Below are 25,400 nucleotides of genomic sequence, written 5' to 3'. Positions count from 1 at the left end.
GGAGCGACTCAGGTTTTCGTTTCAAAGTTTTGATCCTTAAGATATACGGAGCGCTACATATGGAAACGTAAAGGGGAATGTATAATCATTTGGCGTGTATATAACGATTTGCTTATATATTGATTTGGGAAGGAGGAGCTCATATGACGATTGATGTTGCGGCGATGAGTCGTTGTTTGAAAACACTTAGTGATCAAACTAGGCTTATCATGATGAGATTATTTCTTGAAAAAGAATATTGTGTCTGTCAATTGGTTGATATGTTCGAAATGAGCCAGCCCGCCATAAGCCAGCATTTGCGGAAATTAAAAAACGCAGGTTTTGTGAATGAGGACAGAAGAGGCCAATGGCGTTATTATTCAATAAATGGTTCCTGTCCTGAGTTTGATACATTGCAATTGATCTTACATCAAATTGATCAGGAGGATGAATTGTTAAACCATATCAAACAAAAGAAAACTCAAGCGTGTTGCCAGTAAGGAGGCATTAGATTGACATCAATGATTTTGGCAGTATTCATCTTTTTATTAACTCTAGTATTGGTCATATGGCAGCCGAAAAATTTATCTATAGGGTGGTCAGCCTGTGGAGGCGCAGTTTTAGCTCTAATAGCAGGTGTTGTCAATTTTCATGATGTGTTAACTGTGACAGGGATTGTTTGGAATGCGACATTGGCTTTTGTGGCCATCATACTGATATCGTTAATTCTTGATAATATCGGTTTCTTTGAATGGGCAGCGCTTCATATGGCTAAGGCTGCAAAAGGATACGGTGTGCGGATGTTCGTTTATGTATCTCTATTAGGAGCTATTGTCGCCGCGTTATTTGCAAATGACGGTGCAGCTCTTATATTGACACCAATCGTATTAGCGATGGTCAGAGCATTACATTTTAATGAAAAATTAGTTTTTCCTTTTATCATTGCCAGCGGATTTATTGCGGATACCACTTCGCTTCCTTTAGTAGTGAGCAATTTGGTCAACATTGTTTCAGCGGACTATTTTCATATTACGTTTATTGATTATGCATCCAGAATGGTTGTCCCGTACCTGTTTTCGCTGCTGGCGAGCATCATTGTACTTTACCTTTTCTTTAGAAAAAGCATACCAAAACGCTATGATCTGACTGAGGTTAAAAAACCTGTTGAAGCAATTAAAGATCAAAACATGTTCAGACTGTCATGGTATATCTTAGGGCTGCTGTTAATTGGATATTTTGCAAGTGAATTTTTTTCTATCCCTGTATCAGTGGTAGCGGGCAGCATTGCAATCATTTTCTTAATCGCTGCGCAAAAGAGTCCGGCCGTCCATACAAAGAAAGTGGTGAAAGAGGCGCCATGGGCTATCGTATTCTTTTCAATTGGCATGTACGTTGTTGTGTATGGTGTCCGAAATGCCGGATTAACGGATGTCCTTTCAGATGTGATTCAAGCCGCAGCTGATCAAGGATTGTTTGCTGGGACAATTGGAATGGGCTTTATTGCGGCGATTCTTTCTTCCATTATGAATAACTTGCCGACTGTTATGATTGACGCATTGGCGATTGCCGGTACAGATACACATGGGATGATGAGAGAAGCGCTTATTTATGCAAATGTGATCGGTTCAGATTTAGGGCCTAAAATAACACCGATTGGTTCCTTGGCGACATTATTATGGCTTCATGTTCTTTCGCACAAAGGTATGAAGATTTCCTGGGGCACGTATTTTAAAACAGGAATTATCCTCACGATACCCACTTTATTGATCACACTTGTCGGCCTGTATATTTGGCTGCTGATAATCCATTCTTGTTTCTAAAAGGACAAGGTCACTATATCAAGGAAAACAATGCACTGGTAACTCTTGCCGCAGCCAAATGGCTGAAGGGTGTGGGAGAAAATATCTTGGGGACAAGTGGAATGAGTATAGCGCTGAAATCGAATGTCATGGATGACATCTGAAAGCTGTCAAAGCTATGAAAGAAGCAGGGATTGATATTTCAAATCAAACATCGGATAAATTTGATGATCCGGCAAAAGCACACGGAACAGAAGAAGTGTTTCCAAAGGGTCCGTGATGAAATTGGTGACCGTTTAAAACAGTTTGCTGTAACTGGGGAATAAAGAATCGATATATTCAGCGTTTCCTTGGGTTATATAATGCAATGTGTTGTTCAACAGGTGTCTGCGAGCTGAGTGCAGACACCTGTTTTTGTTTTTATTTGTCTGAGATTCGTAACAGGGAAGTTATTTAGCTGGTGACAGAGGAAAATTGATTTGTGAACAGAATCATGAAGGAGACGGTGTTTTAAAGGAGTTGTCTGTTTTGCAGGAATTAACAAAAGAAAAATACAGTAGCTTAAAAACAATGTTTGATGACAAATATTGTCCCACATTTGTCTATTCAATATTAGACCAAACCATTCCGGGAGCTGTTTATGCAGATGATCAAACCTTTCCTAAATCGTTTTTTATAGGAACTGAATCAGGCATTTATTTTATTGCGGGAGACCAAGGGAATCGGGATTTTCATGATTTCATTGCAGGATATTATGAAGAACAAGTGAAATCATCAAAACGATTTACCTTGTTTTCTTCCAGTGATACATGGGATAGCGTACTGAAACCCATACTGAAAGATGACTTAAACCAAATGAGAAGAGCTGCATTTTCTTATCAACCAAAATCTTTCAAAAAGACTTTGCAACTGCCAAAGGGGCTTGTATTGAAAAGAATTGACGAAGACATCATTTCACATAGCACAGCGTTTAACAGCGCGTATTATGAGGAGTATTGGAATTCTGTCTCACAGTTTGCTTCAAAAGGTTTTGGATTTGCCGTATTACATGGCAATCACGTAGTAAGTGAGTGTACCTCTATATTTTTAGGGCATAATCGAGCGGAAATGGATATCTATACACTTGAAGAATATAGAGGACTGGGGTTAGCTTATTGCGTAGCAAATAGGTTTATAGCGTTTTGTATGGAAAATGGGATTGTTCCTAGCTGGGATTGTGATATTTGCAACAATTCGTCCATTGCATTAGCAGCTAAACTAGGGTTTAAGACGGTAACGGAATACACTATTTACTACTCTGGCTAACCTTAATGAAAGAACCTTAAAAGGAGATACCAACCGATGTTGGTATCTTTTTTGTTTTAGAGTTTTTTTACCCTTTTAGCAGAAAAATGGATGATGAAAATCTTATTCATTTTATTTACTTTTAGGTAGGTAAAACATACCCCGCCAACTGTAACCACTCCGCCTAGCAGAGAGAGCAGTGTGGGTATCTCGCCGATCCAGAGCCAAGATATGATCAAGGCTAAAGCCGGTGTAACATAAAGTGAAAGGGTTGCTTCTGAAGCACCGACGAGTGAAGTGACATATGCTAGTGCGAAGTAAGGAATAACCGTCGGCAATAATCCTAAGTAAACGATAGACAAAGTTGCGCTTATTGAAGCGTTCATCATCTCTTCGCCTAAGCCTGGCAGAAACACAAGCATAGGTATTGTTCCGCCCCAAATGGTGAATGTAACGAATGGAATAAAACCATATTTTTTTATATAGCGGGCTTGAAAAACGAAATAAATACTCTCCGAAAATGCTGCCAGCAGGATGACCAAGATACCGCTCATTGAATATGTAAAGTCTCCCGCCCCAAATGCAATCAATAATACACCCAATAAACTGATCATAGAGCCAAGCCATTTCGTAAATCCAAAATGCTCTTTATAAAACAGGCGGGATAGCATGGCTGAGAAGATCGGTGCCGTAGTAACGAGTAAGCTTGCAACTCCGGCACTAACTGTTTTTTCACCGATGTTCAGCAAAATGTGATAGAATGCAAATCCTAAAAACCCTAAAAGAAAAATGGCAGGAATGTCTTTCAAGTCGGGTAGGCGCATCTGAGTCAAAACAGCAAAAAGCAATAATGCCATAGAGCCGATTAACAAACGAAATAAAGCAAGGTGTTCTGGCGTGTACCCTTCAAGTCCTGCGCGAATTCCCGGAAAAGCAGATGCCCATAAACCAATCATGAGACTATGAGATATAATTATTTGAACTGTTTTCTTTCGCATTCCTCTCACTCCTCTTTACAAAAACCAACCAGTTATTTAATGTGTTTCTATACTAATAAAGATTTGATGATATGGCTTCAACCAGTTCAATAGATTTTGACCCAACCAATTTATTTTAAGGAGACCGATTCTATGAGCTTTCCAGAAGAAAAAAAGATGAAAAAGCTCCCTAAGTACAGACAAATCGTTCATTTTATTAAAGAGAAAATAGGAAATGGAGAGTGGCCGATTGGAAGCAAGATTCCAAGCCAGCGCACGCTTGCAAAAGATTTTCAGGTAAATCGGAGCACAGTGATTACAGCGTTAGAGGAATTGATGGCCGATGGGCTAATAGAAGGCACAATGGGGAAAGGCACAGTTGTTATCAACAACACATGGACACTGATGGCTAAGAATTCTGCTCCCGATTGGGATCAATATGTCACCTCTGGCATTCAGATGCCAAGCCGAAAAATCGTTCAAGAGATAAATCAATCAGAATCAAATACAGACCTTATACAGCTCAGTAAAGGTGAACTTTCAGCTGAGATTTTTCCTTTGGCTGTTATGAAAGAAATGATGGGGAAGGTATCTCAACACATGGAGGCATTCGGATATGAAGAACCAAAAGGTTACTTACCTTTGAGGGAGGCATTAAGCAACTATTTAAAAACCATTGGAATCAACGTCTCATCTTCTTCCATTCTGATTGTCTCAGGAGCGTTGCAAGCCTTGCAGCTGATATCAATGGGGCTGTTACAAAGGGGATCAACCGTTTATCTTGATCAGCCCTCCTACCTTTATTCATTACACGTATTTCAATCAGCTGGTATGAAGCTGACTGGACTTCCTATGGATAATGAAGGACTTTTGCCTGAAAATGTTCATTTAACAAGAGGAGAGCGGGGAAGGGCTATCTTATATACAAATCCATGTTTTCACAATCCGACTGGTATTCTTATGTCTAAAAAGCGACGGGAAGAAGTCCTAGCAGTAAGTGAGAATACACAGCTTCCTATTATTGAAGATGACATTTATCGTGAGTTATGGATCGATGAAATTCCGCCATATCCTATTAAAACAATTGATAAAAATGGACACGTACTGTACATAGGAAGTTTATCGAAAACATTAAGCCCAGGTTTGAGGATTGGATGGATCGTCGGACCGGAACCGGTGATTGAACGTTTATCTGACATTAAAATGCAAACAGATTATGGATCCAGTTCGCTATCCCAGAGAGTAGCGGCAGAGTGGTTTACTTCCGGCCAATACCAGCAGCATGTAGAAAAGGTTAGGCAGCAATTAAAGGTGAGAAGAGAATTGGCCTTGAGTGCTTTAGAAACTCATTTGAAAGATGTGGCGACATGGAATATCCCAAAAGGAGGATTTTTTGTCTGGATAAAAATATTGCCTTCCATATCAATGAAATTACTTTATACTAAAGCCTTATCAAAAGGGATTCTGCTCAATCTCGGCAGTATCTATGCTCAGGAAAAAGGGAATTATATTCGCTTATCATATGCTTATGCATCTCTTGAAGACCTTCAAAAGGGGATTTATGAGTTGGGTTTAATGATAAAAGAATTGGCAAGCAGGTAACTTTTATATCCTTAAATGGATGTTTCACTAAAAAAGAGATCAAGCCTAATGATCGCTTGATCTGATAATAACAAGGGTTACTAGAATAGATCAAATCATGGTTCGGTCTTAAAATGATCATGTCTCTGAGCGAAAAGTCTTTCCGACTTCTCTTCCTAAACCAAAGTAATGTCTGAAATTATAGATAAGCGGGCTCCATTTGGAAGGGTTGATATGGTTTTCGTCTAGTATAATACTTTCCTCGGCATGAAAATGTAGTGCCTGCGTCTCTACAATTGCGAATGACGATTCATATTCTGGAAGCCGAATGTGTTTCACTTCGGCTTCTATTTGGATAGGGCATTCTTTGATTCGTGTTGGTGATACTGTTTTTGATTGTAAAGGCGTTAACCCTGCTGCCTCGTATTTTTCTTTTTTATATGTAAATCCGAGCTGTTTCTTCAAAGGCGGTATACTCTTTTTTCCGCTATAAGATGAAATTCTTTCAATGTTTTCCCATAATTCCGGGCCAGGCAAGTTTATGACACATTCTTTGTGTCTTTCCAAATTGTCGATGGCTTTTCCTCCCAGTCCTACTCCAAGGAGTATATAATGTCCAAGAGCCCAAGAAGAAGACATAGGACTAATATTAGTGGTTCCATCCTCATTCAATGTGGTTAGAAGAAATGTCGAGGTACCATAATACATGATCTTGGGTTTGATTTCTTTAAATCGACGAGTGTCTCGTTTTTTGATGTCCAATGTTTTTTCCTCCTTGTCACGCTTACATTTATATTGTAAAGGATTAACATTTCAACTATCATCGAAATATGAATGTAAGGAGGAAAATCATGAATCCTAATATTGCAAAAATCTCTTCGCTGCTATCAGATCCCTCGCGTTCTTCCATTCTTCTCAGTCTGATGGATGGAAGGATACACCCTGCGGGAGAGCTTGCATATCTCGCTAACATTAAACCTCAAACCGCCAGTTTTCACCTGAATAAATTGCTTGAAGCAAAGCTGATTAGCGTAGAGAAGCATGGGAGACATCGGTATTACAGATTGGCTGACTCAGATGCTGCAAATGTGATCGAACAATTGCTTCATATTGCGCCAAAAGCAAAAGTCAAATCTTTAAAAGAGTCAAAAGAGAAAAAGGACTTGCATTTCGCCCGTACCTGTTATGATCATTTGGCAGGTTATGTGGGCGTGCAAATGGCACATTCATTAGTTGAGCAGGGGATGTTAAAAAAAGTTGATTTAAACTTTGAGGTGACTTCAGAGGGTGCTTTATTCTTTTCAAAGTTAGGCATCAATGAAGAGCAACAACGGAATAAGAGGAGAGCTTTTGCCCGCTGCTGTTTGGATTGGAGTGAACGGCAGCATCATATTGCAGGAGCATTAGGAAACGCCCTATTGGTGCGCATGTTAGAAGAAGAATGGATCGTTCGTATGCCTAAAACGAGAGCGATTAGGATTACACAAAGCGGGAAAATCGCGTTTGAAAAGCACCTAAACGTGAAGATTTAGGATTTTGAAGCGGAAACATCAGATGATGAGGCACGATATCTAGGAGGAGTAAGATTTGTTCTAATCTTACTCCTTCTTCTTATTTTGAAGCAGCTCGATTCCCCATTGCAATAGAGATGCGGTTCCAACTGTTTATTTGATTAGTGATGAGAACAAGGTCAACATATTGTTTTTCATCATAATGTTCCCGCACCCGATGATATAGCTCATCAGGAACCCTTTTAGATGGAATGAGCGTGATGTGTTCAGATAGTTCGAGAGCCGCTTTCTCTTCAGGTGAGTAAAAATCACATTCATTCCAAGCATGTAAACAGTAAATTCGCTGTTCAGTTTCTCCCATTTTGCGGGCATCGGACGTATGCATATCTATGCAGTAGGCACAGCCGTTCATTTGAGAGACTCTGATTTTGATTAGTTCTCTCGTCGTTCGGTTAATTGAGGATTGTTTCGTGTATTTCTCCATATCCATCATGATTTTCATACCTTCAGGTGCAATCTCATAGTAGGACACTCTTTGACTCATAAAGCAAGACTCCTTTCCATAGAATACCTAGATTGTATCCCGGTATTGATCATTTTACCAATGTGCGGTTTGAATGACAGCTGTTTCAGCGTCTTTTGGAAAGAAGCTTCTTTGAATAAAAATAAGGGTAGCCAGCAATGATGAGTGGAGCTGCTAATGCAAGCAGTATCCATGAGCCTGATTGGCTGTCTCTAGTGATTCTAATGAATATATAAGTACCGATCAGAAAATATAATAAAGCACCTAGAAACCAATACATGTTCAATCCTCTTTTTCCTTGCTTTTTGGTTGCGCATTTTTGTCTGTCATATGGCTTAATCGATCAGGGTTCTGATTTTTTAATACCTTTTCGGTCCGGATTCCTTTTCTCTTTAATGATAAAATTGTGAGATCAATCGATTTCAATGATGATCATTCCTTCAATGAATAGTAAGTTCCTTATGATTTTAAAGGTAAATTTGAAAAGATAAAACGTACATAGAGGCAGAACGTTCATGTACGTTTGGGCAATGATCACTTGTTGGAAACTCTAATGTTTCCCTGCACCTGATATTGTTGTGTTCCTTCTCTTCCTATAAAATGATTGGATACATGTATGTTTGCACGTTGAAATATGAGTTCGATTTTCATGAATCTCTATTCGGTGAAACAGGTAAAGGAAGTGGATAAGGTTTGCTTATAAGGAATCCTTTTAAAGATAAATATTACTCAGATGATAGGCGGGCATTAAACATGCTTGCACTCAGAGTGCCGGGCCTGGCTTTTATTCTCATGATCTATATAGCCTCTATCGTGCTGCAATTTGTTTCTGGGGGCTGGTCCATTTTATTGCTTTATGCGTTTACCATATTAATCGCCATTTTTGCTTTGCTTCATTGGCACTCATATCGCTGGGTTAAGAAAAGAGTGATTCTGTATTTCGCGGTACAAGGTTTGATCACCTTTGCACTTGCTAATCTCATGACTGGCTTCTTTATACTTGTGATTATCGGCCTTTATGCATTTTTAATTGGACAAATTATAGGAATGGCAGACAGAAGAAGGACTTTTCTCATTCTTTATCTATTGCTGCTGCTGGTCATAAATTCGGCGTATCACCTTCATAAAGGTGAAGTTTTGCATTTTATTGTTATTGCTGGTCCAATCATGATTGTCATCATCACTTATGCCGCAACATTTTTTGCCCAAGTCGATGAAAAAATAAAAGCTCAATTGACTCTTGAGAGGCTGGAGCTGGCTCATCAGCAGGTAGAACAGCTGACGCTGCAGAACGAAAGACAGCGGATGGCCCGAGACTTACACGATACGCTTGCTCAAGGTCTTGTCAGTTTAAATATGCAGCTGGATGCGATTCATGTTCATCTCGCCAAAGGCAACACAGAGAGAGCGAAGGAAATCATACAACAATCGATGAAAAGAGTGAAAAGCACAATAGCTGATGCACGTTCAGCTATTGACGATCTCCGCAGCAAATCAGAAGAAATCGGTGTTTTAAAAGAAAGAATTACCTCGCTAATGGATCATTTTATAGAGTCGACAGGCATGGCTTGTTTATTAGATTACAGATTGCATCAGGTGCTGGATGTGCGTACAGCTGAAAACTGTTATTACATCATTGGAGAATGCATGACGAATGCGGCAAAGCATGCTGAGGCGAAAACAATCTGGATATCCATTTGGGATGATGAAAAGGGAAGGCTCCATTTAACAGTTAAGGATAACGGCAAGGGATTTGATGTTGAAAAAGGAAAGAAAAAGAGAGGACATTATGGGCTTCTTGGCATACAAGAACGCGTCAGGGCAATAAATGGCCAATTCAATATCAAGAGTACAAAATTGAAAGGAACACAAATTGAGATCACTGTACCAATTCAGGGAGAGATGCAAGATGAATAAGGTTTTAATCGTTGATGACCATCTTGTCGTGAGGGAAGGTCTGAAGCTTTTAATTGAAACGAATGATCAATACACCATTATAGGTGAGGCGGAAAATGGAAAAGTCGCAGTCCGTCTTGCAGATGAATTAGAACCGGATATCATTCTGATGGATTTGTATATGCCGGAGATGAGCGGGTTAGAGGCCATTAAACAAATAAAAGAAAAACACGATACCCCCATCATTATTTTGACTACATATAATGAAGATCACTTAATGATCGAAGGGATTGAATTAGGAGCGAAAGGATATCTGTTAAAAGATACGAGTTCAGAAACCCTTTTTCACACAATGGATGCAGCCATCAGAGGAAATGTGCTATTGCAGCCTGATATCCTTAAACGTCTGCAAGAAATCCAATTTGAGCGGATGAAAAAGCAGCGCAATGAGACGCAGCTGACAGAAAAGGAAGTCATTGTTCTAAAAGCAATTGCTAAAGGTCTTAAAAGCAAAGCGATTGCCTTTGATTTGGGCGTCTCTGAGCGAACAGTAAAGTCCAGATTAACGTCCATTTACAATAAATTAGGCGCGAATTCAAGAACTGAGGCAGTAACGATTGCCATGCAAAAAGGTATTCTGACAATAGACAACTAAACTGCATATTTGAAAATTGCCCAAACGTACATGCCCGAATGTACGTTTTTTTCATTTCATTGTCAACTACAATGAGAAAGAATGTGATCAAGCAATGTGTTGAAAGGAGATTATCATGTCAAAAATGTTATATACATTAGGAGGATGGGTTGCTCGCAATCGCATAAAAGCAATATGTGCGTGGATCGTTGTGTTAGTTGCTGCGATAGGCCTTGCAGTGACCTTGAAACCAAGTTTTTCTGAGGATATGTCCATACCTGACACACCTTCGGAAAAAGCGATGGATGTGATTCAAAAAGAATTTCCTCATGGTCCTGATAAAGGGAGCATACGGGTTATTTTCGGTGCTGGTGATGGGGAGAAACTTACTGGGAAGCCAGCAAAAAAAGCAATAGAAGATACGTTCAAAGAAATCAGTAAAGATGATTCTGTTGACTCGATTGCAAGTCCTTTTGTGACAGGGACAATCGCGAAAGATGGCACAGTTGCCTATGCTGATATCAAGTATAAATCATCAGCAGATGATATAAAGGATTACTCTATCAAACACTTAAAAGACAGTTTGAAAATGGCTGATGATGAAGGATTGCAAACTGAGCTAAGCGGAGATGTACCGGGAGCCGAGATGGAGATAGGCGGTGTCTCTGAAATTGTCGGCATTATCTTGGCTTTTGTCGTTTTAGCCATTACATTCGGTTCTTTATTAATAGCAGGTTTGCCGATTTTAACTGCACTGATTGGTTTAGGTGTAAGTATTGGACTGGTTTTGATTGGGACACAAGTATTTGATATTGCTTCCGTCAGTCTCTCATTAGCCGGAATGATTGGCCTTGCTGTTGGTATTGATTATGCTTTATTTATTTTTACGAAACACCGCCAGTTTTTAGGCGAAGGCATACAAAAGAATGAATCAATTGCGAGAGCCGTGGGAACAGCGGGAAGCGCAGTCGTTTTTGCCGGACTTACTGTTATCGTTGCACTTTGCGGATTAACTGTCGTTAACATTCCTTTTATGTCTGCGATGGGGCTGACAGCAGGGCTTAGTGTACTGATGGCTGTTTTGGCTTCCATCACACTTGTGCCTGCGGTCTTATCGATTGCAGGGAAGCGGATGATTCCGAAATCAAACAAGAAAATAGAAAAACAAAGCACTGAAACAAATGTCTGGGGACGCTTTGTCACCAAAAATCCTATCATGCTAAGTGTATGCAGCATTCTGATTTTGATCGTCATTAGTATCCCATCTATGCATTTGGAACTGGGCTTGCCTGATGCTGGGATGAAAGCTAAGGATAATCCGGATCGCCGGGCATATGACTTGCTTGCCGAAGGCTTTGGAGAAGGATTTAATGGCCAATTAACAATCGTAGCGGATGCCACAAATGCTACAGAAAATAAGGCGGAGGCTTTCGCAGATGCAGTGAAAGAAATAAAGGGCTTAGACCATGTAGCAAGTGTCACTCCTGCAATGCCTAATAAAGAAGGGAACTTTGCCATCATTACGGTCGTTCCGGAAACAGGTCCAAATGATGTCACAACGAAAGATTTGGTACACGATGTACGCAGTTTATCAGATAAAAACGGAGTAGATTTGCTTGTTACTGGATCAACTGCAGTGAATATTGACATTTCAGATCGCCTGAATGATGCGATACCGGTGTTTGCTGTACTTATTGTTGGCTTTGCGTTTGTATTGCTGACCATCGTTTTCCGTTCGCTGCTTGTGCCGCTTGTTGCTGTTGCAGGTTTCATGTTGACGATGACAGCCACTCTTGGAATCTGTGTATTTGTCTTGCAAGACGGGAATCTCATCGACTTTTTCAAAATACCTGAAAGAGGGCCGATACTCGCGTTCCTGCCGATTTTATCTATTGGGATTCTGTTCGGGTTAGCCATGGATTATCAAGTATTCCTTGTCAGCAGAATGCGTGAAGAATATGTAAAAACAAACAATCCAGTACAAGCCATTCAGGCTGGATTAAAACACAGTGGTCCTGTTGTTACAGCAGCCGGCTTGATCATGATCTTCGTTTTTGCAGGATTTATCTTTGCAGGTGAAGCTTCTATTAAAGCCAACGGATTAGCACTTTCCTTTGGTGTGCTCTTTGATGCCTTTATTGTAAGAATGACACTGATTCCAAGTGTCATGAAGCTGATGGGGAATGCAGCTTGGTATTTGCCGAAATGGTTAGACAAGATTATTCTGAACGTGGATATAGAAGGGCATCAACTGACAACGGAAATACAGCCGGAAATAGATCATGAACAAAAGAAACAAATCAGTGTGTAATAGAAAAAGCAGATCTTTTATGATCTGCTTTTTTGCTTATGGTAGTATTTAGAAGATGAAGTCGGCAGTTAAAAGGAGACGCTTATGGCGCAATCACTCATTTTCGATATGGATGGAACTTTGTTTCATATTGGCAGAAGCTGCATCATACTAGCAGGCATCCCAGGAGAAGTGACATGATTTTTTGACTTTGCATTCACTACTTGATGCCAAGGATCTTGAGAATCCTTCTTGAAAATAAAGGATTTTACAACTGATCATATAAGAAACCTAAAGAAACAAGCACACAAAACCAGCTGCGGGTTTTGTCCAAGAAAAATAGAGTCCATAAGAGGGACTCTATTTTTTGAAATGCCCGGCTAGAAGCATATTGCAGGACTTTATGAATGCAAATCACTATCTTATAAGCCCTTACCGTGAAATGCCTGTTTCTGCATTGAAAAAACGCATTACACGTTCATTTACGTAAGCGGGTTGTTCCATCGATAAAACATGTCCGGCATTTTTAATGACTTCCGCCTCAATATCTGGAACGAATGAAGAGGCTCGGTGCAGGGCTGAGTGGGGATCATAGATGACTTCATGTTCACCAAGTAATAATAGGATAGGAACTCTTGCTGAACGTAATTCCTCATCGGTAAAAACATACGGAAATCCGTCGGCTTTAGGATTTGGATTTCTTGCTCCATCCTGCCATATTACCCCTGCTTGAAACTGCTTCACAAAAATCGGGTGCAGCACATTCTGATCATTCATCATCCAATTTAAGAATGTTTCAACTCCATTTGACGCTGTAAGGCCAAGAGCGTATTTGTAGAAATCGTGATGAAATGGCAAAAACGTTTCTGCCGGACTCAGTATAGCTGCGCTTTTTACTCTCTCAGGCATACGTAAAAGGAAATTCATCGTATGGAGACCGCCAAGCGAAAGTCCGATCATGTGGGACTTTTCGATCCCCAGATTGTCAAACACATCAAGAAGCCAATTGGCGTAATCCGTTCTTGTACCGCTTACATTCTCAGGAATACTCTTGTTTTTATCACCTATGATATCAACTGCATAAGTTCTGTATTTGCTGCTCCAATCGGCGATGTTGGGATACCACATCGTCGAGCTGAATAATGCTCCGTGGAGTAATATAAGCGGCGGGGCATCCTCTGGGCCGCTTGCAATCACATGTGTTTGACCAAAACGAGTAGATATATAGAATGATTCCCAACGGACCGGCCAAAGACTAAGGCTTTCATTATAAGTTTGATAATAGCGGATACCGTTGTCACTTAATTCGGGAATACTAGATGAATGGTTTGACATACAAATGCCCCTCCCAACATTGTTTAAATGAATGTGCCGTTTCGTGATGGGGAATCTGATTTTGATATAACAGACTTTATTTACAATATAATACAGTTGTTGTTAGACGTCAAATCCAAGATGAAAAGGAAATAAAACGATTGGAACAGATTATTGAAAATCAATATAACAGAATATTAACCTCCTTTGTGGGAGCCGCTTCATTAAAACCGCAATCCAAATGCATGAATCATAAAAATCACAACAGGAGGGATCAGGAGGGAAGGCAGCAGATTCAGTGTTTTGAACTTCTTGATTCCAAGAATGCTTAGACCTGAACTGAGGATGAGTATGCCTCCCACAATTGTGATTTCATTAATAAGGTCTGTATTGATTGCGCTCTCCATTACTTTAGCAAATAAATAAATGGAGCCTTGCCAGGCAAATAATACAATGGCAGCAGCCGCTATTCCAAAACCAAAAGTTGAAGCGAGCACAATGGAGGTGATCCCATCTAACATCCCGTTTGTCAGGAGGTATGTATAATCTCCATGCAAAGCGGCTTCAACAGGGCCCAATATTGACAGCGAACCTATACAAAATAATAAGACCGCAGTTGATAAGCCCTCTGCTAAATTGCTTTTAGAAAATTTGTTCACCAGCTTGTTGAATCGTAATTCTAAATTGATGATCTGGCCTAGCAAACCTCCAATGGCTAAACTCACGATGAATAGAATGGGGTATTTACTATCAGGCAAATGCTGTGTAATGGCGTTGATCCCCAATGCGACCGCAGCGAATCCCATTGCCTGCATCAAAATATCCTGGTATTCATCTTTAATGCCTTTTTTGAATATCCCCCCGATTATGCTTCCTGCAATGATCATCACTGTGTTAAAAATCGTTCCAAACATAAGCTTTCTCCTCCAAAAATCATTTCTGCATAAAAAATAAACCCTCTAGTTAGTAGAGAGTCAAGGGAGATAAAAACATATTCATGAGATTATTTGATGGGCAGCAGGATTTCAGTCACGTAATTATCTAGGTTATTCGTAATGCCATAATCAATGAGTGTGATTTCAATTGAGTCCCCTGCTACCTCATAATGATGTTCTTTCATATATGCCAGTAATTTTTTGTAGTATGGTTCGGCTTCTGGATGTGACCCTTTAAACCTAATTTGCAGATATTCTCTTGAAGGAAAGATGATTTCTGAAGAAGTTTTTTCATTTTCATCTTCAAGAATCATAAATATACTGGAATATTTGTCAAACTGTTTTGCTTTCACATTTGCTGCAGAAATGGATAAACCAATCTTGCCTATGAATATATCTTCGTTTACATTCAGGTGGGTTCTCAATTCAGCTAACGAATGTTCGATATCATGGCCGAGAACATATTCATGCTGCAAGTAAGCCACACGCATTGCGGGAAGTTTGATTTTTGAAATTTGATGTAACGGCATGTTAACGGCATCTTCTATATGTGTGATGCGTCGGGAGATCTTTCGTTCAATGCGTTCCAATTCTTTCTTCTTGCGATCAATTTCAACCTGCTGGCTTTTTAGTAAATGAAGAAGAGTGTTTGTATTTTGAGAGTTGTAAAAATCAAGAAGCTTATTGATTGGCAGGCCTAGGGCCCTCAAATACTTGATGGTATCCAGCCGCTCAAACTGTTGGGTAGAATAATATCTATAGTTCGTTTGCCCATCTTTATATTCCGGTTTCAAAAGGCCGATTTCATCATAATACCGAAGAGCAGAGATTTTCACATTGAATAACCTTGACACTTCTCCAATCGAAAAAAATTCCTTCATTCTAACAACCTTTCTGTCCCTATGATTATATACATCCACATTATATAGTACGGGCGAGTTCTAAAGGTAAAGTTTGCAGCAAAAAGAAAAAACTCCTTCTAAAAAGGAGCTTTTCATTCTTCGAAATAAGGATTTACATGGATGAGCACTTCTTCTACATCTGAAAACTGTCTTTTGATTTCATTCCGAATTTCGCGGGCAATGTCGTGTCCCTGCTTAATTGTCAAATCATGATCCAAAGATAAACGGACATCAAGCAATTTATAGTGGCCATGTTCTCGCGCGCGGATTCTATCAATTCGTTTTACTTGATCACATTGAAAAATAACAGCTTTATATTCCTCTATCAGCTCGGGATCAACACTCTTTTCCATGAGCACATCAACAGACGGCCTGATTAATTCCATTGAAATCTTAAAAATGAGGTAAGCAACGATTGCACTGGCAATGGCATCTGCGTACAACAGATAGGGCCAGCCGCGGGTGTTTCCGATGATAGCCAACAGGACGCCGATAAAAGCGGCAAGAGAGGCAACGATATCGCCTTTATGATCGTACGCAATCGCTATAATCGCTTTGCTGTTCCATTTTTCCCCTTGCTTTATAGAATAACGATATAAGATTTCCTTAGCCACGTATGAAATCAGAGCCGCAAACAATGCGCTGTATTGGGGAACGCTTGGCCCTTTAACAAAGGACAGAATCGCTTCTATGAGGATATAAACGGATACGATCACTAAGATAATTCCTACAATCGCCTCACTAATGACTTCAGCTTTTCCGTGACCAAAAGGATGGTCTTGATCGGGCGGTTTATTGGAAATGCCGATCACTGCCAAGACTGCAATCGAAGCAACGACATCTGCCGCGGAATGTATTCCGTCTGCAAACACGGCTTCACTATCGCCTGCCAGCCCAAAAAAGACCTTTCCTGCCATTAAGATCAGATTGGCGATCAATGCAATCAAAGCAACTTTTCTGCTTATTTGTTCTCTTTCACTTGCCATTTTTTCCTCCTATAAAACTGCACAAAAAAATAGGAGTGCTCTATATACGCTCTCCGTATCCTTTCCTGTGTAATCACTTTGCTTATCATACCAATTCAATTTCGAGTGGGTCTATAGCAACGTTGTTTCCTGTTTACTAATAAATAAGGTGACAGAAAAAAAGTTGGAGCTGTGCTAAAAGGTCATAAAGCAAACAAATGAGTTCTTATGTAACAACAGTGATGATTCGCTATTAAAATGCTGCCGTCAGTGAAAAATTTCCACCTGATTTTCAAAAACCTATTGACATGAGAAGATCTGTATTTTATTATTATCTCATATTCAAGATATCTTAATTCGAGATAATAGATTGAAAAGATCAGTGATCAAGCGTAACTGTAAGTGTTCACTCGTTGTCATTTCTTTTACACAATATTCAATATGGATTTTTTATAATACAATATCTCGAATTCGAGATAAAAGGGAGTGTATCGTAATGGCTGAATTTACACAGTTAGTCAATGAAAGACGATCTGCAAGCAATTTTCTTTCAGGTCATCCAATCACAAAAGAAGATCTCAATGAGATGTTTGAATTGGTTGCATTGGCGCCATCGGCTTTTAATTTGCAGCATACAAAATATGTGACGGTTCTTGACCAGGACGTAAAGGAAAAGCTGAAGCAGGCCGCAAACGGACAATATAAAGTGGTTAGCTCTTCTGCGGTTCTCTTGGTATTAGGGGATAAGCAGGCATATCAACAAGCGGCCGATATCTATGAAGGTTTAAAGGTATTGGGGATATTAAATAAGCAAGAGTATGACCACATGGTGCAAGACACCGTTTCGTTTTATGAAAACAGGGGAGAACAATTTAAGAGAGATGAGGCGATAAGGAATGCTTCACTTTCTGCGATGATGTTTATGCTGAGTGCTAAGGAAAAAGGCTGGGATACCTGCCCGATGATCGGCTTTGATGCGGAAGCCGTAAAACGGATTTTGAACATAGACGACCAATTTGAGGTTGTCATGATGATTACGATTGGAAAAGAAAAAACAGAGAGCAGAAGACCGCGCGGCTACCGGAAGCCTGTGAATGAGTTTGTTGAGTATATGTAAAAGGAGCGGATAAAAATGGCGAAAAAAACGATGGGAATTCATCATATTACAGCGATTGTCGGTCACCCTCAAGAGAACACAGATTTCTACGCAGGAGTGCTTGGGCTTCGTTTGGTCAAGCAAACTGTCAATTTTGATGACCCAGGTACGTATCATCTTTATTTTGGGAATGAAGGCGGGAAGCCGGGAACAATCATTACCTTCTTTCCGTGGGCCGGAGCCCGCCAAGGCGTCATTGGAGACGGTCAAGTTGGCGTGACTTCGTATGTCGTGCCGAAAGGGGCTATGGCATTTTGGGAAAAGAGACTAGAAAAGTTCAACGTTCCCTACACCAAAATCGAGCGCTTTGGGGAACAATATGTAGAATTTGATGATCCTCATGGACTGCACTTAGAAATCGTGGAAAGAGAAGAAGGAGAGGCTAATACGTGGACTTTCGGAGATGTAACGCCCGATGTTGCCATTAAAGGTTTTGGGGGTGCAACCCTATTATCAGCGCAGCCTGACAAAACCGCTGACCTTTTAGAAAACATCATGGGGCTGGAGCGAGTCGGCAAAGAAGGAGACTTCGTTCGTTATCGTTCCGCCGGTGATATCGGAAATGTGATTGACCTTAAGTTAACGCCTATTGGCCGCGGGCAAATGGGGGCCGGAACGGTGCATCACATCGCTTGGCGGGCTAACGATGATGAAGATCAGTTAGATTGGCAAAGATATATTGCTTCGCACGGATATGGTGTAACTCCTGTTCGGGATAGAAACTACTTTAATGCCATTTACTTCAGGGAACACGGGGAAATCCTGTTTGAAATCGCAACTGATCCCCCAGGCTTTGCACATGATGAAACACAGGAAACAATGGGCGAAAAACTGATGCTGCCTGTGCAATATGAACCGCATCGCACACAAATTGAACAAGAGCTGCTGCCGTTTGAAGTAAGAGAGTTAGATTGATTTGACACATAAAAAATAAAGAAACATATATTCAATTGATGATTGCTGGATACCGTCAGCAAAGAATCAGATAAAATCAAAGATGAGGAGAGATACAAATGGAAGATGCAGGACTGTTGCTTATTCGTATAATGATTGGTGTGGTGTTTTTGTTTTATGGCACACAAAAATTATTCGGCTGGTTTGGCGGATACGGGATTAAAGGAACCGGACAATGGTTCGAATCAATTGGGGTGAAACCAGGAAACGTTGCGGCCGCTCTATCAGGTCTTGGGGAGTTAGTAAGCGGAATTCTATTTATTTTAGGCGTATTCCTCCCGCTTGGAGCTGCTATCATAACGATCATCATGTTAGGTGCTATCGTAAAAGTCCATGGAGCGAAAGGTTTTGCGAATGGCGCCGGAGGTTTTGAATATAACCTGGTGCTCATTGCAGTTTCCATAGGGGTTGCACTCATCGGTTCAGGAGCTTACGCTTTGCATTTTTAATACGAAAGTATGTAAGAACAGTTGCTGCTTGTCGGTAACTGTTCTTTTATTTTGACATTTTCGGCAAGCTTGCAGGTACTCTGCAAAGCAAAAAAGCGGATATCATAAATATAAATCTGTATAGTGAATGATACGTATTGATGAGCTTGGTCATGAAAAACAGACCTATTTGAAGGAGTAAATGGATGAAAAAGATGACAGAATTACATTCATTAGTTTCTATAGAAAACTTTATCAAACAGCACAAATTCAGTTTTATTTATATATCAAGGCCTGGCTGTTCAGTATGTCACGCAGTTCTGCCCCAGATCAGAATAGTATTGGATCAGTTTCCAAACATCAAATTGGGGCATATCAATGCTGACGATGTAGCAGAGGTCGCCGGCAGATTTTCAGTTTTCACCGTTCCTGTGCTTCTTTTGTTCATTGATGGGACTGAGTTTCTAAGAGAAGCCCGTTTTGTTCATTTTGAACAGCTTGAACAAAAGCTGAAAAGGGTTTATCGATTATATGAAGGCGAATAAAGGAATAAGGCAAAAAAAGAACTCAAATGAGTTCTTTTTTTATTCTTCACTAGGCGAAGAAGGGTTATCAACCTGCCCTTGATCACTTGTATCATTATCACAACTTGCTGAAATAATAATTGAATGAGAAGGAGAGTAATCTCCTAATGTGAAATTCACTCCGTAATTTTTGCTGTTCGCAGTATGGCTGTTTTGCAAGTTTTGTCCGATATCTGTATTGGCGTTTTGTGTCATTCCATTTATCGTGAGATTTGAGATGTTGATTTGAGATCGCATGCTTCAAAAACTCCTTTCACTCAGAAGTAGCCGTCATAGAGGACGCTGACAGTCTATTTACTTCTATGATATTGCGTTTTTATATCATTGCATCAACATAATGGTAAAAATAATAGCGAGTGAATGAGCATCTCTTTTGAAGATGATCAACCTATCAGCAGAAATAAAGCCGCCTGATAAAGAGGCGGCAGATCGTTATATGTCATCTATGAATTTGATGTATCGTTTTTCGTTTGCCTGAAGGATAAGATGGTCGTTTTTAATGATGAGTAGGAGCCTATAGCAGCGTAGCCATAAAACCAGCCCATAAATACGCCAGAAAAGAGGCTGTGTCGATGGCTTATGAAAACAGAAATGACAAGGCCTGTTATTAAGGCAACTGACGGTACAAAAGTTTTGGGGATTTTCAATAATATTTTGAGGATTTGGGTTATCAATATGATGATTGGAACAGCTATCACAGCATCCCAAAAGTTCGTGTGAATAATTGGAAAAGCCATACGGCACCTCATGAAGTGTTTATTTCTTAATTTTTACGCTAAAAGCTTGGAAAGCAGCTCTTGGATCGCATATGTTACATTTTGGGATTGATTGGCGGAGCTTGTTTGGCTTAAAGTATTGGATTCAAAAACCAAACCTGTATTACTCCCACCGGAACCCTCTGTTGTTTTAGACACAGAGAACGGGCTGATGGAAACTGCAAATCCGTTATTAAAAACGCTGTTCCCGGATATCGAATGAATATAAACTGGGAATTTCATCATTCATCTCTCCTCTCTGTTATGACTGTTTATACAATATGGTGTGTGAGCAGCAGTTGCTTAAACAAAACGGCAAAAACTTTCAGTAAGAGACAAAAACCTGCAAAATGCCACAAGCGCCTTTTGTTAATGCAGCTTTTTAGGGACGTTTTTTTTATTTTTTTTGCCAACTTCATCAAAAATATTCTGATTGCCAGACTGGGCTTGTCCGTCCTTATTTATGAAATCGGGGTGAATGAGTTTTTTCAGATCCCTGACTGTTAAAGGCTTGGCGTCATCAGTCAATTCAATTCCTAATTGTCCGTTGGCCTCTAATGTCGCAATTTTGACATCTTGTATAGCCGTAACGCCGTGAAGCCTTAGCTGCATTTCAAGCTGGTCAGCTGTAAGTCTCATCTTCTTTAAGTTTTCGATATGAAGCTGTCCGTTTTCAATGACGATTTTTGCTTTTCCGGTTAACATCTTTTCAATGGTGTTCGATTTCATTTGGATCCATTCCATAACGATGAGTGTGCTTGTGAAAATTGCCGCTGCAATTAATGTTTTGAAGAGGCTGTACTCGATGATTGGCTGAACGATAATAGTTCCGATCGAAATCATGACAACCGTTTGAGTTGACGTCATTTGTGCGATTGATTTCCTTCCTGAAATTCTCAGCAAAATGACCCCGGCTACAATGAGAACAAGAGATTCCCAAGTGAAATTCATGCTACCACCTGACCAATGATGAATTAGATTTGTCATGGGATTGGCTTTTCTTCCGGCCAATCGCAATTTAATATATCCGAAAGGCAGTCGGTTCATTCTGTCCTGAACCGAACAATATTTTTGGTATAGATGGATATATTAAGCCAAACAATGATAGCAACAGGAGTTTTTTGGCCGAAACAATCTGGGAAGCGGGGAGCGCCATAACATGATTGAACTTGAAGTTGTCATTAGAACGGTTGCCAGCTTTGGCTTGCTGTTAATCGCAGAACGAATTTTAGGCAAACAGACAATCTCTCAAATGACGATTTTTGATTTTATTGCGGCGATCACACTAGGGGCGATTGCTGGTGGATTAGCTTACAATACTTCAATAAAACCGCACAATATGGCCATTTCGTTTAGTATTTTTGTGCTAACCATTTTTCTAATTTCGTTTCTGTCGATAAAGAGCAGGAAGCTGAGGAAATTTTTTGCCGGAGATCCAACAGTGCTGATTCAAAACGGGAAGATACTTGAATCAAATATGAGGAAAATGCGTTACACACTTGATTATTTAAATCAGCAATTACGGGAAAAAGAAATATTTAATATCGAAGAAGTTCTTTTTGCCATTCTTGAAACGAATGGTCAGCTGACTGTGTTAAGAAAACCGCAATTCCGGCATGTGACCAAACAGGATTTAATGATTGCGGTAAACCAAGAACAAAGGCTTCCGATAGAACTTATTATGGACGGAGAAATCATTGAGAATAATTTAAAGCAGAATCGTTTGACGGAATCCTGGCTTTTGGAAGAATTGCGAAAAAGAGACATAAAGGTGAAAGAGACCGTGTACGCAGTGCTGCTGGGTAATGGGGATATTTATGTGGATCAATATAAAGACCATATATCAGTCCCTATGGATAAGGAATGAAGGAACAATCAATCTTAAAGCCCCTTATTGAACGCAATGGTTTCAACTTGTCTTGGGTACGAAATATGCAGAAGCCCGTTTAACAGCTGAATCTGTAACAAATGAGTTTCAGCGGCTTCGGGAAGCTGAATGATTCGCTCAATTTCTCCGTAATACCGTTCACGCAGCACTTCCATTTCGGCTGGAAAAACAGGCGTGATCGTTCCTTTGATCAGCAGCTGGGTTTTAGACAGTAAACGGATCGTTAATTCTTCCTCATACACACCGGGCATTTCCACAATGATAAAATTATATTCCTCATCTTGATAAAAGTCGTAAACAAACGTAGAAGCTTCGGAATCAAAAAAATGTTCCGGGGCTTTATATTTGAGCACATTTGTCCAAAAGTCACTTTGTTTATATTCATTCGTAATCTCAAGCCACTTTCGAATTTTTTCGAAATCCATATGAGATTCTCCTTAAATTTGATTTGAAATCGGCGCAGAAGGGTTTCCGATTTGGTCTTGGTCACTAACGTCTGAATCAATATTTCCAGTGTTCAAAAGTGAAGACGTAGGCGAAAGATCCCCTAAGGAAAAGTTTGCTCCAAAATATTTGCTGTTCGCAGTATGGCTGTTGTGCACAGTCGGACCGACATCTATATTTCCGTTTTGCGTGACGCCGTTGATCTTAATATTTGCGATATTAATTTGATATGGCATAGACGAAACCCCTTTAATCTAAAATTGGCGGTGGTGCAATCGGAGGAGCATTAACGTTGGATGTATCAGAGTTGCCGATAGATGTCTGGTCATTTACATCAGGATCGTTTAGGAAGTTTTCCATTACGGATTCTGTAGGTGATGTATCACCGAAAGAAGAGTTGGTCCCTTGAGATTTTTGATTGTTGGTAGGGCTGTTATAAGCAGCTTCGCCTATTGTAATTGAACCATTGCCCGAAATACTGTTGATCTTCAAATAATATAGGTTGATTACTGTAGACGGCATCCCATCACACCCTTCCATCTTTCTGTACAGTACATTATGCGTCGCTGCACCCAATTGTTCCTTGCATTTACGGGCAAAACTCTATCTGGCCCTGGAGTGATGCTCGTTAGAAAAAAAGAATAAAGTTTGTCACAGCCTGAATGTCAATCTATTCAGAAAATACTTATCAGTGAATGAAAAGCCATTGATATAATAAATTGATTCAGTTATTCGAAATGCATAAGACCCTTTAATAAAGGAAGCTGGCAACAGGATGAGTTTGAAATCATTGACAATGAAGCTAATGCCATGAAATAATACTCATAAGTAACATTACTCGTGAGTATTATTTTTGGGGTGGTCCTAGTTGAAAAGTAAAGGACGTAAAGGAGTAGAAAGCCGAAAACGATTACTTAAAGCTGCCGCTAATGAATTTTCGATTCGGGGATTCCATGACACGAAGATAAGTGAGATTGTAAAAAAAGCTGGGTTCACACAGCCTTCATTTTACCTGTACTTTCAAAGCAAAGAAGCCATCTTTGAGGAGTTAATCACCGATTTTCACTTCCGAGTAAGAAAGCTGACAGAGTCACTTCTTCTGGAAAACGGATTAAACACGGAGGATGTGACAAAACGGGTGCTGTCTGCTGTGGAATCTGTTTTTCAATGTCTGGCTGAGGACAAGGATTTAACCAAGATCGGCTTTTTTCTCAACCCGGAAGCAAAACAAATGAAAAAAGACTTGGCGATGGTTTTGAAAGAGAACTTAGAAGCAGAACAGCGGCTTGGCTATTTTCACTCTGAACTGGATATGGAAACTGTCGCTGAGTGTTTGGTCGGCATGATTGAACATTTAACCGATTCATTTTTGTTAACCGGAATCAAAGATCCGGCAAGCCTCGCAGCAGAGGTTGTGAATCTTTTAATATACGGGATGCTTCCGAAAGGGAATGACGTAAGATGATATCTATTATTACGAAAGTCAGTTTGGCAGTTTTTATGCTTGCGGGAGGCATCATAAAGGTAAGCCGCGTTCCCTTTCAAGTTGAGCATTGGCGGCATTATCAATATCCATTATGGTTTCTGACTGTTACTGGCATTCTTGAAATAGCCGGGGCACTTGCTATGACAGCGGGAATTTGGAATCGGTATGCAGCAATTGGAGCAGGTGTTCTGTTTGTCGTTCTCATGGCGGGAGCCATTCATGCGCATATGTTTCGAGCAAGACAATCGGCCATCATGGCGATACCAGCGATGATTTGTTTGATTGTTTCTATCATGATCATCATGGGGAGTTACACGTAAGCTTTTCACTAATGTTTAAGAACAAGCCCATTTGCAGGAAATCTCCTGTTCTTATCGAATAATAGAAAGTCCAGGAATTAACTGAAGCAGTAAAATAGAGATCCATTTCTGCGTTATTCGTCCGGCATCAGCTGGGCTTTTTTTATAAAGGAGGAATACAGGATGGCATTAACTTTGGAAGACATGACTGAGGAAGAGTTCGAAGCCTTTCGAGTGATGTCCGTGCAAAATTATGCGAAACAAAACATAACGTCAGGAACTTGGACGGAAAAAGAGGTATTTGAGAAATCGGAGCAGGCATATGAGAACATGATTCCGAATGGGCGAGACAGCAGCAATCATTATTTTTGGAACATCACAAATGACCAAGGGGAAAGAATGGGCTGGCTCTGGCTGTATGCTGATCCGTTTCATCCGCAAAAGGAAGCGTTTATCTATTCCTTTGGGTTGTATGAAGCCTTTCGCGGAAAAGGACTTGCTCAATTGGCGCTTCAAACGCTTGATGAAAGAGCAAGAGAGCTTGGTGCGGAAAGGCTGGCTCTACATGTATTTGCACACAACGAGACAGCCGTCTATCTTTATCAGAAGATGGGCTATGCCATGACCAATATACGTATGCGGAAACAGCTATGCTGAAAAGTCGCTTACGTTACCCAAACACAAGATGCCTATCTGGAAGCAGTGGCAGGGTACTATAAGTCATCATTAGAAACATTAAGGTCATGGGAAGGCTTGAACATATAAAGAAAAAAGGACAACAGCTGTTGTCCTTTTCAATGCCGCTTGAACTTTCTC

32 protein-coding genes and 1 pseudogene are annotated in these 25,400 nt (G+C 40.2%); 17 read left to right on the top strand and 16 right to left on the bottom strand.

The genetic code is table 11. The features are described from left to right. Positions 1-143: 143 nt before the first annotated feature. The 4 genes and pseudogenes from aseR (at position 144) to RAC86_RS09190 (ending at position 3,083) form a co-directional block, all read left to right on the top strand. Positions 144-479, top strand: coding sequence for a metal-responsive transcriptional regulator AseR (aseR, locus tag RAC86_RS09205; RefSeq protein WP_015252729.1), 336 nt, complete (start codon positions 144-146; stop codon positions 477-479). 12 nt (positions 480-491) lie between these two features. After that, the gene (locus tag RAC86_RS09200) at positions 492-1,799 is read left to right on the top strand and encodes an arsenical efflux pump membrane protein ArsB (protein ID WP_015252728.1); all 1,308 of its coding nucleotides are present in this window, start codon (positions 492-494) and stop codon (positions 1,797-1,799) included. Positions 1,800-1,857: 58 nt separating this feature from the next. Further along, positions 1,858-2,104 (top strand): annotated as a pseudogene (locus RAC86_RS09195) (low molecular weight phosphatase family protein). Between the two features lie 193 nt (positions 2,105-2,297). Beyond that, positions 2,298-3,083 (top strand): GNAT family N-acetyltransferase, encoded by a 786-nt coding sequence (locus RAC86_RS09190; protein WP_076458474.1) that lies wholly within the window; start codon positions 2,298-2,300, stop codon positions 3,081-3,083. A gap of 56 nt (positions 3,084-3,139) precedes the next feature. On the opposite strand, the gene RAC86_RS09185 is transcribed toward RAC86_RS09190, so the two are convergent. After that, positions 3,140-4,060: a DMT family transporter gene (locus tag RAC86_RS09185; protein ID WP_377885525.1), complete on the bottom strand. Its 921-nt coding sequence runs from the start codon at positions 4,058-4,060 to the stop codon at positions 3,140-3,142. Positions 4,061-4,192: 132 nt separating this feature from the next. On the opposite strand from RAC86_RS09185, the gene RAC86_RS09180 reads away from it, so the two are divergent. Then, a complete protein-coding gene (locus RAC86_RS09180; RefSeq protein WP_122895061.1) occupies positions 4,193-5,641 on the top strand; it encodes an aminotransferase-like domain-containing protein in 1,449 nt (482 codons plus the stop codon). Between the two features lie 117 nt (positions 5,642-5,758). Here RAC86_RS09180 and RAC86_RS09175 read toward each other — a convergent pair whose 3' ends face one another. Beyond that, the gene (locus RAC86_RS09175; RefSeq protein ID WP_377885524.1) at positions 5,759-6,382 is read right to left on the bottom strand and encodes a flavin reductase family protein; all 624 of its coding nucleotides are present in this window, start codon (positions 6,380-6,382) and stop codon (positions 5,759-5,761) included. 89 nt (positions 6,383-6,471) lie between these two features. Between RAC86_RS09175 and RAC86_RS09170 the strand changes: the two genes are divergently transcribed. Next, entirely contained in the window at positions 6,472-7,152 is a 681-nt protein-coding gene (locus RAC86_RS09170) for an ArsR/SmtB family transcription factor (protein WP_003244115.1), read from the top strand. Between the two features lie 79 nt (positions 7,153-7,231). Here the strand turns inward: RAC86_RS09170 and RAC86_RS09165 are convergent, their stop codons facing one another. From RAC86_RS09165 to RAC86_RS09155, 3 genes are all read right to left on the bottom strand, one after another. Beyond that, a complete protein-coding gene (locus RAC86_RS09165; RefSeq protein WP_377885522.1) occupies positions 7,232-7,675 on the bottom strand; it encodes a carboxymuconolactone decarboxylase family protein in 444 nt (147 codons plus the stop codon). Between the two features lie 85 nt (positions 7,676-7,760). After that, the gene (locus RAC86_RS09160) at positions 7,761-7,940 is read right to left on the bottom strand and encodes a hypothetical protein (protein ID WP_080019537.1); all 180 of its coding nucleotides are present in this window, start codon (positions 7,938-7,940) and stop codon (positions 7,761-7,763) included. Further along, entirely contained in the window at positions 7,937-8,080 is a 144-nt protein-coding gene (locus tag RAC86_RS09155; protein WP_014478971.1) for a hypothetical protein, read from the bottom strand. The genes RAC86_RS09160 and RAC86_RS09155 overlap by 4 nt, the downstream gene beginning before the upstream one ends. Positions 8,081-8,347: 267 nt before the next feature. On the opposite strand from RAC86_RS09155, the gene ydfH reads away from it, so the two are divergent. The 3 genes from ydfH (at position 8,348) to RAC86_RS09140 (ending at position 12,495) form a co-directional block, all read left to right on the top strand. Then, a complete protein-coding gene (gene ydfH / locus RAC86_RS09150) occupies positions 8,348-9,571 on the top strand; it encodes a two-component system sensor histidine kinase YdfH (RefSeq protein WP_377885521.1) in 1,224 nt (407 codons plus the stop codon). Continuing rightward, positions 9,564-10,205 carry a two-component system response regulator YdfI gene (ydfI, locus tag RAC86_RS09145; RefSeq protein ID WP_003244318.1) on the top strand — a complete coding sequence of 214 codons (642 nt, stop codon included), beginning with the start codon at positions 9,564-9,566 and terminating at the stop codon, positions 10,203-10,205. The genes ydfH and ydfI overlap by 8 nt, the downstream gene beginning before the upstream one ends. A gap of 115 nt (positions 10,206-10,320) precedes the next feature. Continuing rightward, the gene (locus RAC86_RS09140) at positions 10,321-12,495 is read left to right on the top strand and encodes an MMPL family transporter (protein WP_377885520.1); all 2,175 of its coding nucleotides are present in this window, start codon (positions 10,321-10,323) and stop codon (positions 12,493-12,495) included. A gap of 411 nt (positions 12,496-12,906) precedes the next feature. On the opposite strand, the gene RAC86_RS09135 is transcribed toward RAC86_RS09140, so the two are convergent. The 4 genes from RAC86_RS09135 to mneP all read right to left on the bottom strand — a co-directional run bounded on the left by RAC86_RS09135 (position 12,907) and on the right by mneP (position 16,611). Continuing rightward, entirely contained in the window at positions 12,907-13,809 is a 903-nt protein-coding gene (locus tag RAC86_RS09135; protein WP_038428415.1) for a carboxylesterase, read from the bottom strand. A 203-nt stretch (positions 13,810-14,012) separates the two neighbouring features. After that, a complete protein-coding gene (locus tag RAC86_RS09130; protein WP_123374406.1) occupies positions 14,013-14,702 on the bottom strand; it encodes a DUF554 domain-containing protein in 690 nt (229 codons plus the stop codon). Positions 14,703-14,791: 89 nt separating this feature from the next. Next, the gene (locus RAC86_RS09125) at positions 14,792-15,604 is read right to left on the bottom strand and encodes a MerR family transcriptional regulator (protein WP_377885518.1); all 813 of its coding nucleotides are present in this window, start codon (positions 15,602-15,604) and stop codon (positions 14,792-14,794) included. 113 nt (positions 15,605-15,717) lie between these two features. Further along, positions 15,718-16,611 carry a manganese transporter MneP gene (gene mneP / locus RAC86_RS09120; protein WP_038428417.1) on the bottom strand — a complete coding sequence of 298 codons (894 nt, stop codon included), beginning with the start codon at positions 16,609-16,611 and terminating at the stop codon, positions 15,718-15,720. 475 nt (positions 16,612-17,086) lie between these two features. Here mneP and RAC86_RS09115 point away from each other — a divergent pair, with 475 nt between their 5' ends. The 4 genes from RAC86_RS09115 to RAC86_RS09100 all read left to right on the top strand — a co-directional run bounded on the left by RAC86_RS09115 (position 17,087) and on the right by RAC86_RS09100 (position 19,673). Then, complete coding sequence (locus RAC86_RS09115) at positions 17,087-17,707, top strand: nitroreductase family protein (RefSeq protein WP_088325357.1); 621 nt, start codon at positions 17,087-17,089, stop codon at positions 17,705-17,707. 15 nt (positions 17,708-17,722) lie between these two features. After that, a complete protein-coding gene (locus RAC86_RS09110) occupies positions 17,723-18,661 on the top strand; it encodes a ring-cleaving dioxygenase (RefSeq protein ID WP_029725830.1) in 939 nt (312 codons plus the stop codon). Between the two features lie 98 nt (positions 18,662-18,759). After that, positions 18,760-19,149: a DoxX family protein gene (locus RAC86_RS09105; protein WP_003234169.1), complete on the top strand. Its 390-nt coding sequence runs from the start codon at positions 18,760-18,762 to the stop codon at positions 19,147-19,149. 185 nt (positions 19,150-19,334) lie between these two features. Further along, positions 19,335-19,673, top strand: a complete 339-nt coding sequence (locus RAC86_RS09100; protein ID WP_029725831.1) for a thioredoxin family protein — start codon at positions 19,335-19,337, stop codon at positions 19,671-19,673. 39 nt (positions 19,674-19,712) lie between these two features. Here the strand turns inward: RAC86_RS09100 and RAC86_RS09095 are convergent, their stop codons facing one another. The 4 genes from RAC86_RS09095 to RAC86_RS09080 all read right to left on the bottom strand — a co-directional run bounded on the left by RAC86_RS09095 (position 19,713) and on the right by RAC86_RS09080 (position 21,418). Continuing rightward, entirely contained in the window at positions 19,713-19,949 is a 237-nt protein-coding gene (locus RAC86_RS09095) for a spore germination protein (protein WP_003244342.1), read from the bottom strand. A gap of 206 nt (positions 19,950-20,155) precedes the next feature. Then, on the bottom strand, positions 20,156-20,449 hold the full coding sequence (locus RAC86_RS09090; protein WP_009969672.1) for a hypothetical protein: 294 nt from the start codon (positions 20,447-20,449) through the stop codon (positions 20,156-20,158). Between the two features lie 33 nt (positions 20,450-20,482). Continuing rightward, a complete protein-coding gene (locus RAC86_RS09085) occupies positions 20,483-20,713 on the bottom strand; it encodes a spore germination protein (protein ID WP_017695984.1) in 231 nt (76 codons plus the stop codon). 123 nt (positions 20,714-20,836) lie between these two features. Next, positions 20,837-21,418, bottom strand: a complete 582-nt coding sequence (locus tag RAC86_RS09080) for a DUF421 domain-containing protein (protein WP_003234158.1) — start codon at positions 21,416-21,418, stop codon at positions 20,837-20,839. Between the two features lie 208 nt (positions 21,419-21,626). On the opposite strand from RAC86_RS09080, the gene RAC86_RS09075 reads away from it, so the two are divergent. Continuing rightward, the gene (locus RAC86_RS09075; protein ID WP_029725832.1) at positions 21,627-22,334 is read left to right on the top strand and encodes a DUF421 domain-containing protein; all 708 of its coding nucleotides are present in this window, start codon (positions 21,627-21,629) and stop codon (positions 22,332-22,334) included. A 14-nt stretch (positions 22,335-22,348) separates the two neighbouring features. On the opposite strand, the gene cotP is transcribed toward RAC86_RS09075, so the two are convergent. The 3 genes from cotP to RAC86_RS09060 are packed head-to-tail and all read right to left on the bottom strand — an operon-like array spanning position 22,349 to position 23,321. After that, on the bottom strand, positions 22,349-22,780 hold the full coding sequence (gene cotP, locus RAC86_RS09070; protein WP_015715315.1) for a spore coat protein CotP: 432 nt from the start codon (positions 22,778-22,780) through the stop codon (positions 22,349-22,351). A 12-nt stretch (positions 22,781-22,792) separates the two neighbouring features. Beyond that, positions 22,793-23,035 carry a spore germination protein gene (locus RAC86_RS09065; protein WP_003234151.1) on the bottom strand — a complete coding sequence of 81 codons (243 nt, stop codon included), beginning with the start codon at positions 23,033-23,035 and terminating at the stop codon, positions 22,793-22,795. 13 nt (positions 23,036-23,048) lie between these two features. Then, on the bottom strand, positions 23,049-23,321 hold the full coding sequence (locus tag RAC86_RS09060) for a spore germination protein (protein ID WP_003243854.1): 273 nt from the start codon (positions 23,319-23,321) through the stop codon (positions 23,049-23,051). 346 nt (positions 23,322-23,667) lie between these two features. Here RAC86_RS09060 and RAC86_RS09055 point away from each other — a divergent pair, with 346 nt between their 5' ends. The 3 genes from RAC86_RS09055 (at position 23,668) to RAC86_RS09045 (ending at position 25,241) form a co-directional block, all read left to right on the top strand. After that, positions 23,668-24,264, top strand: a complete 597-nt coding sequence (locus tag RAC86_RS09055; protein WP_119899063.1) for a TetR/AcrR family transcriptional regulator — start codon at positions 23,668-23,670, stop codon at positions 24,262-24,264. Continuing rightward, on the top strand, positions 24,261-24,605 hold the full coding sequence (locus RAC86_RS09050) for a DoxX family protein (protein ID WP_119899065.1): 345 nt from the start codon (positions 24,261-24,263) through the stop codon (positions 24,603-24,605). Before RAC86_RS09055 ends, RAC86_RS09050 begins: the two co-directional genes overlap by 4 nt. Before the next feature lie 162 nt (positions 24,606-24,767). Then, a complete protein-coding gene (locus RAC86_RS09045) occupies positions 24,768-25,241 on the top strand; it encodes a GNAT family N-acetyltransferase (protein ID WP_119899067.1) in 474 nt (157 codons plus the stop codon). Positions 25,242-25,400 lie beyond the last annotated feature (159 nt).

It is taken from the genome of Bacillus sp. LR_5 (assembly GCF_042709275.1).
The sequence above is the reverse complement of the archived record's forward strand: the minus strand, read 5'-3'. Positions and strand labels throughout refer to the sequence as shown.